This window comes from Nostocoides sp. F2B08 (assembly GCF_009184895.1).
Classification (GTDB): domain Bacteria; phylum Actinomycetota; class Actinomycetes; order Actinomycetales; family Dermatophilaceae; genus F2B08.
On sequence record NZ_WESE01000002.1, the window covers coordinates 238,770 to 250,123 of the forward strand.

General features: G+C 72.2%; 9 protein-coding genes. 2 read left to right on the forward strand and 7 right to left on the reverse strand.

Features of this window, described 5'->3' with window-relative positions; translation table 11 throughout:
- Positions 1 to 414 precede the first annotated feature (414 nt).
- Positions 415 to 1,644 carry a glucose-1-phosphate adenylyltransferase family protein gene (locus GA707_RS04745; protein ID WP_152177272.1) on the reverse strand — a complete coding sequence of 410 codons (1,230 nt, stop codon included), beginning with the start codon at positions 1,642 to 1,644 and terminating at the stop codon, positions 415 to 417.
- Positions 1,645 to 1,710: 66 nt separating this feature from the next.
- On the opposite strand from GA707_RS04745, the gene GA707_RS04750 reads away from it, so the two are divergent.
- Both GA707_RS04750 and GA707_RS04755 read left to right on the forward strand, forming a co-directional pair.
- A complete protein-coding gene (locus GA707_RS04750; RefSeq protein WP_152177273.1) occupies positions 1,711 to 3,060 on the forward strand; it encodes a trans-acting enoyl reductase family protein in 1,350 nt (449 codons plus the stop codon).
- Between the two features lie 67 nt (positions 3,061 to 3,127).
- Entirely contained in the window at positions 3,128 to 3,589 is a 462-nt protein-coding gene (locus GA707_RS04755; RefSeq protein WP_152177274.1) for a pyridoxamine 5'-phosphate oxidase family protein, read from the forward strand.
- Positions 3,590 to 3,604: 15 nt separating this feature from the next.
- Here the strand turns inward: GA707_RS04755 and GA707_RS04760 are convergent, their stop codons facing one another.
- Genes GA707_RS04760 through GA707_RS04785 form a run of 6 tightly spaced genes read right to left on the reverse strand, consistent with a single transcriptional unit; the run spans position 3,605 to position 11,334 of the window.
- Positions 3,605 to 4,408 carry an FHA domain-containing protein gene (locus GA707_RS04760; protein WP_152177275.1) on the reverse strand — a complete coding sequence of 268 codons (804 nt, stop codon included), beginning with the start codon at positions 4,406 to 4,408 and terminating at the stop codon, positions 3,605 to 3,607.
- A gap of 2 nt (positions 4,409 to 4,410) precedes the next feature.
- Entirely contained in the window at positions 4,411 to 5,688 is a 1,278-nt protein-coding gene (locus tag GA707_RS04765; protein ID WP_152177276.1) for a VWA domain-containing protein, read from the reverse strand.
- 1 nt (position 5,689) lies between these two features.
- A complete protein-coding gene (locus tag GA707_RS04770; protein WP_152177277.1) occupies positions 5,690 to 6,850 on the reverse strand; it encodes a PP2C family serine/threonine-protein phosphatase in 1,161 nt (386 codons plus the stop codon).
- Positions 6,847 to 9,225, reverse strand: coding sequence for a serine/threonine-protein kinase (locus GA707_RS04775; RefSeq protein WP_152177278.1), 2,379 nt, complete (start codon positions 9,223 to 9,225; stop codon positions 6,847 to 6,849). Before GA707_RS04775 ends, GA707_RS04770 begins: the two co-directional genes overlap by 4 nt.
- Complete coding sequence (locus tag GA707_RS04780) at positions 9,222 to 10,367, reverse strand: hypothetical protein (protein WP_152177279.1); 1,146 nt, start codon at positions 10,365 to 10,367, stop codon at positions 9,222 to 9,224. Before GA707_RS04780 ends, GA707_RS04775 begins: the two co-directional genes overlap by 4 nt.
- 1 nt (position 10,368) lies before the next feature.
- Entirely contained in the window at positions 10,369 to 11,334 is a 966-nt protein-coding gene (locus tag GA707_RS04785) for a glutamate ABC transporter substrate-binding protein (protein WP_152177280.1), read from the reverse strand.
- Positions 11,335 to 11,354 lie beyond the last annotated feature (20 nt).

Sequence of the window (11,354 nt, forward strand, 5' to 3'; positions counted from 1 at the left end):
CCATCTGCTCCACCGCCTGCGGCTCCACCGTCGGCCGGGCCGTGGCCGGCCGCGCCGTCAGCGCCGCCATCTGCCCCACCGTCGGCGCCGCCATCTGCTCCACCGCCTGCGGCTCCACCGTCGGCCGGGCCGTGGCCGGCCGCGTCGTCAGCGCCACCGTCAGCGCCACCGTCGGCGCCGCCATCTGCTCCACCGTCTGCGCCGCCATCTGCCCCACCGTCTGCGCCACCGCCTGCGGCTCCACCGTCGGCCGGGCCGTGGCCTGGGTTGGTCAGCTCGTCATCTCCGGGACTGGTCGTCATTCGTGCCTCCATCGGATCGGTCGGCCTGGTTGCCGACCCCCCATGTCTATCGATGTTCGACGTCGGATGCCACCGCTGCGGGTTGGACAATTCGGACGGACGTTTCGGCCGGTCAGGCGCTCGAGCCCGGCTCCAGGCGTGCACCCGCCGGGACCTCCGCCGACGCGGCGACCGTCGTGTCCCGACCGAGGATCGCGATGTCACGCTCGTGCAGCCGGGTCGACGCCGGGGTCCCGCCGACCCGTGCGCCGCGACCGACCCGGCAACCGTCGTCGATGATGCTCGTGCGCACCGCCGCCCCGGCGGCGATGACGACGTCCGCGCCGATCACAGCGTCCTCGACGACCGCACCCCTCTCCACGACGACCCCCGGACCGAGCACTGAACGACGCACCGTGCCGTGGACGACCACCCCGGCCCCGAGCAGGGCGTCGTCGACCTCACCGCTCGGACGCACCCGCGCCGGCGGCTTCTCCGGCCACCGGGTCAGGACCGGGATCCCCGGCCGGTCGAAGACGTCGACCTTGCCTCGGAGCAGGTCGCGGTGGGCCTGGAGATACACCTCGGGGCGGCCGACGTCGCGCCAGTACCCGGTCATGGGAGTGGCAAAGGTCCGCCCCCGGTCGACGAGCGCCGGCAGCAGATGCTCTCCGAAGTCACCGAGTCCGCTGCTGCCCTCGTCGTCAGCGTGGGACAGCTCGGCACGCAGGCGCGCGAGCAGGCCGAGGAGCACACCCGGGTCGTACAGGAAGATCTCGGTCGCGACGGTGGTGCCCGCCGGGCGGTCGGGCTTGTAGGCGAAGCCACTCACGCGGCCGTCGTCGCTCACCTCGACGACGGCGTTGTGCCGCGCCTCGGACCGGCCGACCTGCGCCGTGACGATGGTGCACTCCGCACCGCGCTCGACGTGGTCTCGGATCACCGGGCGCAGGTCGAGGGTGAAGACGTGGTCCGCGCTCATGACGACGAGGACGTCGGCAGCGAAGTCCGCGATGGCGTCGGCGAGCTGGACGAGGTTGTCCGCGTTGCCGGCGGCGAAGCCGCTCTCGGCCGAGGTCCATCCCTCCTCCGGCACGACGCGACGGTAGCCGCCTCTGGTCCGATCCAGATCCCACGGTCTGCCCTGGGCGATGTAGGGGTCCAGCGTCGAGGCGAGGTAGCTGACGCTGACCCACACGTCGGGGATCCCGCTCCCGGCGAAGCTCGAGAGCGGGAAGTCGATGAGCTTGTACGACCCCGCGAACGACAGAGCGGGTTTGGCCCGCTCCCGGGTGAGGACGTCCATTCGGGACCCCTCGCCACCTGCCTGGATGATGCCGAGCACCCTCGGGAAGCCCTCCATGTCGCAACCGTATCCCCGGCACGTCCGCGGTGTAAGCCCGTCGGCGCAGCGCGATAGGTTGCCGGTATGACCGATCGCGATCTCGACGTCGTCCTGCTCGGCGCTACCGGCTTCACCGGGCGGCTCATCGCCGCCCACCTCATCGAGACGGCCCCCGAGCAGGTGCGCCTCGGGTTCGCCGGACGGAGCCGGGCCAAGCTGGACGCCCTCGTCGCGGACCTGGGCCCGGCGGCAGGGCGTGCCGAGCTCATCGAGATCGACGTCCGCGACTGGGCGGACCTGCAGGCCCTCGTGGCCCGGACGAAGGTCATCGCCTCGACGGTGGGCCCGTACCTCCGCGACGGAATGCCGCTCGTGCGGGCCTGTGCCGCGGCGGGAACCCACTACTGCGACCTGACCGGCGAGGTCCTCTTCGTGCGGCAGTCGGCCGACGAGTGCCACGCAAGCGCCCAGGCGAGCGGAGCCCGGATCGTGCACGCGTGCGGCTTCGACTCCGTTCCCTCCGACCTCGGCGTCTGGCAGACCGCGCAACGGGCCGCCGAGGCCGGTGAAGGCACCCTCGAGGACACGGTTCTCCTCGTGCGGTCGATGAAGGGCGGCGTCTCCGGCGGCACGCTCGCCACCGGCCGCCAGCAGGCCATCATCGCCCGTGAGGACCCGGCAGCGCGCACCATCCTGGCCGACCGCTACTCGCTCTCACCCGACCGCGTCAACGAACCCACGGGAGAGGAGGGCCGAACGCAGGGCTCGCCCACGCATACCGGCACTCGGCGGGGCGCACCCGCCATCGGCCCGCTGGCGAAGGTGACCCCCCTCGGACCCGCCGTCGAGTCGTTCGTGCGGTCCGGGCTGGAGAAGGTCTCGGTCCGTCAGGACGAGGAGGGACGCTGGACGGCACCGTTCGTCATGGCCGAGTTCAACACCCGCATCGTGCGCCGCTCGAACGCCCTCCTCGGCTGGGCCTACGGGCGCGGCTTCCGCTACCACGAGGTCACCGACCTCGGACGCTCGGCCCAGGCGCCGTTCCTCGGAGTGGGCCTCTCGGCCGGCCTGATGGCCGGGCTGCTCGGACTGTCCTTCGCCCCGACCCGGGCGGTGCTCGACCGCGTCCTGCCGAAGCCTGGGGAGGGTCCGTCCGCCGAGACGATGGCCAAGGGCCGCTTCGTCATGGACGTCGTCGCGCGCACGTCGACCGGAGCGGTGTTCCGCACCAGGGTCGCCGCCGAGAAGGACCCCGGCTACACCGGGACGGCCGTGATGATCGGGCAGGCCGCCCTCGCCCTCGCCCTCGACGGCGACCGACTGCCGGACCGCGCGGGCGTGCTCACCCCGGCGACGGGCATCGGCGGCGTGCTCGTCGAGCGCCTCGTCGAGCAGGGTTTCACCGTCGACACCCAGCGTGTCGAAGCCCACTGACCCGGCAACGCTCGCACCGCTAGGGTTGGGCCAGGCGGCTGCACCCATCGACGAAGAGGGAGTCGACATGACCGAGTACGACCCGACGTACGAGAACGCCGACGACGTCAACCCGGTGACGACACTCACCGACGAGGAGTGCTGGGACCTTCTGCGCGACACCGAGTTCGGACGGATGGCGTACCACCTCGCCGGCGAGGTGCACATCGTTCCGATCAACTACGCGACCGATGGCACCCGGTTGTACTTCAAGACTGCCGAAGGCTCGAAGCTCCTCGGCATCGTCATGAACGAGGACGTCGCCTTCGAGATCGACCGCGTCACGGAGAACTCCGCCACCTCGGTGTGCATCCGTGGACGCGCGCACCTGCTCGAGGGCAGCGAGGAACACGTCGTGGAGCAGCTCCCGCTGCGACCCTGGGTGCCGACGCTGAAGTTCAACGTCGTCGCCATCGACCCGGCGGAGATGACCGGGCGGTCCTTCAACCTCCGGCGCCCCTGGACCCACCTGAAGGCCGACGCCGACTGACGCAGAGTCCCGCGGTCAGGCCTCCCCTTCCGCGGCCTCCCGTATGACGATGCGGGTCCAGGCCCCGAGGTACACCTGCTCGCCCGCGGCGATCTCGCGCTTCTGCCCGGGAGGGACCGGGTCGTCAGGCAGCCCGGCCGTCGCCGACCCGATGTAGGTACCGTTCGCCGAGCCGAGGTCCTCGATGAACCAGCGGGTGCCGTCGGTCGTCAGCTGGGCGTGCCGCCTGCTGACGCCGGGGTCACCGGAGACGTCGACCTCCGGCGAGATGCCCCGGGACCGCGACGCTCGGCCGACGAGGCTCGAGGTCCGATGCAGAATGACGACGGTGGGCATGCCCGGGGAGGGCATCGGATCGCTCGAGCCCTGGTCGTGGTACCAGTCGGGATCGATCCACACCTCCGCGACCCAGGGCCGCTCGAGCTCCGGCGTCGGGCTGACGAACGGTGCGGGGGTCACCTCTGCGTCGGGATCGGCCTCGGGCTCGGCGACCGGTGCTGGTGCTGGCGCTGGCGCTGGCGCTGGCGCTGGCGGCGGATCCGACGGCGGCGGCGGCAGGGTGAAGATGGAGGACTCCACCGCCCGCGGCATCGTGCCGGTGGTGTAGTCGTAGCCGCAGGCCTCGCAGAACAGGGCGTCGTCGGGGTTGGCGGCCGAGCAGTTCGGGCACTGCTGGGTGTCGGGGCGCACCGGGGTCAGATCGGGCGCGGTGGCGTCGGCCTCCGCGGACGCCTCGCTCCCGGCCTCGATCGCCAACCCGCAGACGTCGCAGTAGTCCTCGCTCTGGCTGGTGTGCCCGTCCGGACAGGTGCGGGCCATGACTACCTCCGGATCCGGGTGGTCTTGGTCGACGCCGTGTCGAGCGCCATCTCGTCGGCGCGCTCGACGGACCGCTTCAGCCGCACCGTGCCGGTCTCGGCGTCCTCGACGTCGACGACCTTGCGGAGCTTGGCGGTGGCTTCGTCGTTGCCGGTCTGCTCGGCCAGCTGGACCGCGCGCCCGAGCTTCTGGGTCGCGGTGGCGTCATCGCCCGCCGACTTCGCGGCCAGCCCCTCCTGGATCATCGCGGCCAGCTCGGTCTGACCGGTGTAGTGCGCCACCTGCTCGTCGATCGGCGCGGTGAGCGAGTGGTCGGCGGACCACTTGGCCTTGACCAGGCCCTGGGCGTGGACCTGCTCGTGGATGACGAGCTGGACGCGAGCGGCCAGCTGCTCCTGTCCGAGGGCCTTGGCCGCGAGCCGGACCGAGACGTGGTAGTCGCGGGACTCGTCCGCCCACGCGCCGGTGGGATACCCACCGGTCAGGTCGTTGATCGGTCGGCGCCTCGAGGTCAGCTCCTCGACCGTCGGCGAGACCTGGCGCACGAAGAGGATGTGGGCCCCTTGCGGCGTCCACACCCGCAGCTCGGCCTCGGCGACCCCGCGGGCCATCGAGGTGCGCATGATGTCGCGGAACTGATCACTCATCTGGTGCGGCTGCGGGATGATGTCGACGGTCCCGAGCAGGTTGGTCGCGATGCGGCGGATCTCCTCGACCTTCCAGCTCGTGCCCACCCCTCGGCAGTCGACCTGGTAGACGCCCATGGCACGGCCGATCGCCGCGTCGAGCACCTCCGGGGCCTCGTTGTTCTCCCCGTCGGTCAGGAGGATGGCGTGCCGCTGGATGACCTGCGGCACCGAGTAGAAGAGCTGCCCGGTCAGGTCCAGCCAGGTGCCGATCGCGGTGCCCCCGCCGCTGGTCAGCTGGGCGATCGCCCGCGACGCCTCGGCCCGCGTCTGCGGCGACATCCGGACCATGCCAGGGCCGGTCCGCACGTGCGGGTACGCGAGGAACGCCGCGCCGTTGCCGGACACCACCGCGAAGTACGTCCCGTCGACGATCTCGGCGAGGGCGGCCTGAGCCGCCTGCTTCGCCTGCTCCATCTCGAGGTCGCCCATGGATCCGGAGGTGTCGATGATGATGATCTCGCCGGCGTCCCCGGCGCCGGTCTGTCCCGCGACGCCGGCGCCCACACACGTGATCGTCACGATGGCGTTGACGTCGGTGCCCCCGTCGGGGAGGTACTCGTTCTGGTAGACGGTCGCGCTGAACTCGGCCATGTCACTCCTCGGGGTCGGCGGGGTCGGCGGTCTGCGATCCAGTCTCGCCCACCGGGCGGGCACCCATCCGCGCGATCGCGACGCTGATGTTGTCGTGGCCGCCGGCCTGCACCGCCCACTGGACGAGCGCGAGAGCGACCTGCTCGACGTCGTCGGGGTGGGCCCGACCGGCCGCGTGCACCTGATCGGCCATCTCGGCGGGCGTGGGGGCGTAGTTCCACAACCCGTCGGAGCACACCAGCGCCCAGCCGTCCTCGATGAGCGGCAGCCGCCCGATCGTCGGGACGACGTCCTCGGTGTCGCGACCCAGCCAGCGCGTGATGGCGTGCGCCTGGCTCGAGCGGTGCGCCTCCTCGGCGTCCATGCCGGCGGCGATGAGGGCCTCGGCCGCGGAGTCGTCCCGGGTGAGCTGGACCGCCGGACCCGTGTCGGGCACCCAGTACGCGCGGGAGTCGCCGATGTTGGCGTGCCAGAGGACCGGACCCTCCGGCTCGGCCTCCACGAGGACGCACGTGAACGTCGCCGACGCGGGGCTCTCGGTGTCGGATGCGGTATGCGCGACGATCGCCCCCTGCGCAGCGGCGGCCGCGTCCGTGAGGGCTTTGCGGACGGCGGCCTCGCGGGACTCCGGGGTGCCGAGGCCGTGGCCGGTCGGAACCCGCAGGACGTCGCGCGCCGCTCGTGCCCCGGCGAGTGAGGCGACGTCGGAGTCGACCGAGCTCGACACCCCGTCGAGGACGACGAGCACGCACCGTTCCCCGGGTGCCTCGCTCGCGACCGTGGCGATGGCGTCCTCGTTGCGGGTGCGCTTGGCCCCGCGGTCGCACACGCCGGCCACCCAGGACGCCGGGGTCTCGCGGAAGTGCTCTCGTTCGCTCGGCGCCTTGGTGCCGCACTGCTCGCAGTACAGGTCCTCGCCGACGGTTCCGCCACACTCGGCGCAGGGTCGGCGGGTGGCCGGCTCACCGGTGTCCGTGAGCAGATGTGTCGGTCGGCTGATCGGCGACGACTCGGACCCCTCGACCTTCAGTCCGGTCTGCGCCTGCTGCTCGGTGACCTCGCCGAGCTGGGTGCCGCAGGCCTCGCAGAAGTTCGCCCCGTCGGGCACCTCCTCCCCGCACCGCGGACAGGTCTGCAGGCTCGTTGCCATGGCGTCGCTCATGTCATGCTCCAGTTCCGCACCTGGTTGGCCCGCAGCACCCATTCGACCCGCTCCTCGCGGGTGGCGGCATCCCGGCCGAGAGCGCGGTAGGTGTCCTCGAGTCCGCTGCGCAGCGCACGCTCGTCGGCCGTCCAGGACCCGATCCGGACCGAGGGCTGCGGCCCCCTGGTCTCGACGATGGACAGGGCCCGCTCGAGGATGCGCGTGGTGAACAGTCCGCGCTCGGTCGTGTCCATCCGGGTCGAGGCGATGCTGTCGATCGACTGCGCGAGGACCGTCAGGTCCTCGCCCGAGCCGTCGAGGAGGATGGCCGCCCGCATCCGGCGGCTCTCGGGGTACCCGCGGGAGGTCGTCGGCACCTGGTCCAGGGCCTCCACAGCCCCGGTGGTGTCGCGCTTGGCTGCCCGCACGCGGGCCTTGCCGAAGGCGGCCACCGCGACATAGCTGGCGTCGGTCGAGGCGCACGTCGAGTACAGACCCTCGGCGACGTCCTGCAGTCCGCCACGCTCGCACGCGAGGGCGAGCGCGAGCTTGGGGGCCAGCTCTCCGGGGACCTGGCGGTACACCGCGTTGAAGGCCCGCTGCGCCGCGGGCCAGTCGCCGCGGACCAGTGCCGAGAGCCCTTGGACCCACAGCGCCCGCCACTCCCAGGGGTCCTCGCGAAGCATCTCGATCGCGATCGCGTCCGCCTGGTCGGGTGCACCGAGGCGCAGCTGAGCGTCGGCGCGGGCGAGGTGGATCTCCGGCGTGACCGAGGTCGCGTGCCGCAGCGCGAGCAGGCGCGAGGTCGGGTCCGGGTCGGTGATCGAGGTGACGAAACCGTACTGGGCGTCCGAGGTGTCCGGACGCAGCGTCGGCAGCGTCGACCACTCCAGCGCCCCGCCGGCATAGGCGGGAGAGGTGAACAGCACCGATGCGGCAGAGGTCAGCGCCGTGCCGGGCGTGCGCCGGGCGACGACCTCGCGCAGCACCCCGAGCAGCTGAACCCGCAGCTCGTCGGTCGAGGCGAACCGGTCGGCGGGGTCGGGTGCGCAGCACTTGGCGATGAGCCAGTACAGGCTGTCGTACTCCTGGAACAGCGGCGTCGTCGCGACGGGCGGGAGGCTGTGCACGTAGGTGCCCTGGTACCCGCGGAACTCCATGCACAGCACGAGCAGGGTCCGCCCGATGGTGTAGATGTCCGACGCGACGGACGGCCCGACCTCGCCGACCTCGGGGGCCTGGTAGCCGACCGTCCCGTAGATCGCCGAGTGCTCGTCGTCGATCCGGCGCACCCCGCCGAGGTCGATGAGCTTGACGGCGTCACCGACCTGGATGAGGTTGTCCGGCTTGAAGTCGCAGTACACGAGGCCGAGGTCGTGGAGGTACTGGAACGCCGGAAGCACCTCGTAGACGTAGGCGAGTGCCTGGTCCACCGGCAGCGGGTCGTACTCGCCGCGGTTGGCGGCCATCCGCTCCTTGAGGATCTCCTTGAGCGACTTGCCGCCGACGTACTCCATGACGATGTACCCCGCGCCGTCATGGGTCACGAAGTTGTAGATCTCGACGATCAGCGGGTGCTCGACCTGCGCGAGGAACTGCTGCTCGGCGATCGCGGCCGCGAGCGCGTCCGCGTCACCCGCGTTGAGCAGACCCTTGAGGACGACCCAGCGGTCGGAGACGTTGCGGTCGCGCGCGAGGTAGATCCACCCGAGTCCGCCGTGCGCGAGCGGGCCGGCCACCGCATACTGACCGGCGACGAGGTCGCCCGCCTTGAGCTTGGGGGTGAAGGAGTAGGGCGCGCGGCACTTCGGGCAGAAGCCCTCGGTGCGGCCGGGGCGGTCGCCCACCGCCCGGCCGACCTCGGCGCCGCAGTTGCTGCAGACACGGCGGTGCTCGGGGACGGCGGCATCGGCCCGCACGGCGGAGGCGGCGTCGACCGGCGGGGCGGCCGGGACGTTCGTCAGGCCGGCTCCGAGACGGGCGGCCCGCATCCGCTCGCTGCCGCTGCGGACCCGCTTGGTGACGCCGGAGTCCTTCGCGCGCGCCGAGCCGATCGCGGCGGACCCGATGCCCGCCGCCGTCGCGACCGAGACCTCGCCGGACATCGGGCTGGGCTCGTGCGGCGTGGCCGCCGAGGTCTCGAGCGGCTCGGACCCGGCCGGCGCACCGCAGACGGTGCAGTAGCCGTCGGCGATGCGTCCGGTGCACCCGGGCTGCGTGCACGCGGCACCGGCCACCGCCATGGCGGTCTGGACCTCGGCGGGCGCCTCGGTGGCGACCGTCCCCTGCTCGGCTGCCGGCTCGGGCTCGGCGGCCTCGCCCGGCATGCCGCAGACCATGCAGTAGCCGTCGACGATCTCCCCGGAGCAGCCGGGCTGCCGGCACTGTGTCATGCCGTCTCCCTCCCTCGGGTCCGCGGGATCGGTGCGGTATCGGTCCAGGACTGGTACGTGGTCACGAGCTGGCGCGCCAGCGGCATCGGGCAGGGTTCGCGGCCGAGGACGGACCGGGCCTGCTGCTCGGCGAGGCGGACGTCCTCCTGGTCGGCGACCCCGATCGCGCGCGCCTTGACGACGAGCGCCTCGAGCAGGGCGAGCAGGTCGTCGTGCTCGTCGAGAGCCTCGGCGTACTCCTTCTCGGCGAAGCCGATCGCGCGCGAGACACGCTCCAGGCGGTCGATGTATGCGGTGATCGCCGCAGGCGTCGACGGCACCGGACCGAGGGCGGCGACGTCGGGAACCGCATACCGCGGCGCGGGCTGGACGGTCCGGACGGTGCGCTCGACGAGCTCGGTGAGGTCGGACTGGCGCTGCTCCAGCCGGGCCCGCATCCGCCGGGCGGTGGCGAGCGCATCCCTGGCCTCGCGACGCTGGGCGTTGCCGACGATGAGGTCGCGCTCCATGCGCGCCAGCTCGTGCTCGAGCGGACCGATCAGACCTCCGACGTCGGCCCCTCGCTGGACCCGGGCGCCCACGTCGGCGACCCTGGTGGCCAGGGCCTTCCACTTGTCGGCGACCCGTTCGCGGGCACCCGCGGGCTCGAGGAGGATCTGGTCGCGCAGCCGCTCGATCGCCGCGCGCGCCGACTTGACCCGCGCGATCTGCGCGTCCGCCGCGGGGTCGAGCGCGAGCTTGACCCGCACCTGGCTCGCGAGGGCGTCCGAGAGCCGGCAGGCCTCCGGGAGGGAGACGGTCAGCCCTCCCGCCGCCGCGGTGTCGAGCCGACCCCAGAGCAGTGAGGACAGCTGTTCGCGCTCCGTGACGCCGACGCGTCCGCCGTCCCAGACCTCGAGGAGACGGCGGTTGCGCTCGGAGACCGCCTGCCACAGCGCCATGGACAAGGTCATGTCGCTCGTCAGCTCGGTCCGTCGTTCCGAGCCCAGGGCGGCGGCGTCGAGCTCGTCCAGCTCGCTGCGGCGGGCCCGGAGCCACTCGTCGAGCAGTTGCAGGTACGCCTGCATCTCCTGTGGCTCGACGGGCTCGCCGAGCCGACCGGGGGCATGGGGCGCCCGGACCGAGCTGATCGCCGGGGACATCTCAGCCCCGCCCGTAGACCGGAGTGGGCTGTCCTGTGCCCTCGCCGAGGGTCGGCGCGAGCCAGCGTTCGTAGGCGGCCTGCCAACGTCCGTCGTCGCGCATCTGCTCGAGGACGCCGTTGATGAAGGCGACCAGATCCGTGTCGTCGGCATTGACCCCGATGCCGTACGGCTCCTCGGTGAAGGCATCGCCGGAGAGGACCACCGCATACGGGTCCTGCGCGGCCAGACCGGCGAGGACGGTGTCGTCACCGGTGATCGCGTCGACCTCGCCGCGCTGGAACAGGACGAGGCACCCGGTGTGGTTCGAGGATCCGACGGGCACCGCGTCGGGTGCGAGGCGCATGAGGTTCTCCATGCTCGAGGTCGCGTTCGGCGCGCACACCCGCCGATCGGCGAGGCTGTCCAGGCCGGTGATGTCCGAGCCCTGCCGGACGAGGAGCTTCTGTCCCGAGCGGTAGTACTCGGCGGAGAACGCGATCTCCTCCCAGCGCGAGCAGGTCATCGTCATGTTGCGCACGACGATGTCGACGTCGCCGCTCTCTAGCACGGGGATCCGGTCGGCGGCGGTGATGACGGTGAGCTGGATTCGTTCGGGGTCGCCGAAGATCGCCTCGGCCACGGCGCGGGCCATGTCGATGTCGAATCCCTCGATGTCCCCGGTCTGGGGGTTGCGGGAGCCGAGCAGGAAGGTGTCGGCCGAGACGCCGACGATGAGACGGCCCCGATCCTGGATCTCGGCCATCGTCGTGCCGTCGGGCATCGACCCGGGATCCGGGAGGGGGCTGAGCGGGTCATAGGACTGGGTGGCGTTGTCGCACGTCGGCGGGGCGGGCGCCGACGGGGCCGACGTGGCCGCGGTGGTCGGCTCGGCGGTCGGGACCGGGGTCGGCGCATAGCCGCAGGCGGTGGCGAGCAGCAGCGACGTCGCCGCGACGACGGTGGCCAGGGCGCGTGCGGGCCTCATCCGAACTCCTGCCTCATCCG

What these genes read in the sequence shown, in the direction of transcription:
- GA707_RS04785 (WP_152177280.1), bottom strand. Translation starts at nt 11,334, where the DNA reads ATGAGGCCCGCACGCGCCCTGGCCACCGTCGTCGCGGCGACGTCGCTG.
- GA707_RS04775 (WP_152177278.1), bottom strand. Translation starts at nt 9,225, where the DNA reads ATGACACAGTGCCGGCAGCCCGGCTGCTCCGGGGAGATCGTCGACGGC.
- GA707_RS04770 (WP_152177277.1), bottom strand. Translation starts at nt 6,850, where the DNA reads ATGAGCGACGCCATGGCAACGAGCCTGCAGACCTGTCCGCGGTGCGGG.
- GA707_RS04755 (WP_152177274.1), top strand. Translation starts at nt 3,128, where the DNA reads ATGACCGAGTACGACCCGACGTACGAGAACGCCGACGACGTCAACCCG.
- GA707_RS04760 (WP_152177275.1), bottom strand. Translation starts at nt 4,408, where the DNA reads ATGGCCCGCACCTGTCCGGACGGGCACACCAGCCAGAGCGAGGACTAC.
- GA707_RS04780 (WP_152177279.1), bottom strand. Translation starts at nt 10,367, where the DNA reads ATGTCCCCGGCGATCAGCTCGGTCCGGGCGCCCCATGCCCCCGGTCGG.
- GA707_RS04765 (WP_152177276.1), bottom strand. Translation starts at nt 5,688, where the DNA reads ATGGCCGAGTTCAGCGCGACCGTCTACCAGAACGAGTACCTCCCCGAC.
- GA707_RS04745 (WP_152177272.1), bottom strand. Translation starts at nt 1,644, where the DNA reads ATGGAGGGCTTCCCGAGGGTGCTCGGCATCATCCAGGCAGGTGGCGAG.
- GA707_RS04750 (WP_152177273.1), top strand. Translation starts at nt 1,711, where the DNA reads ATGACCGATCGCGATCTCGACGTCGTCCTGCTCGGCGCTACCGGCTTC.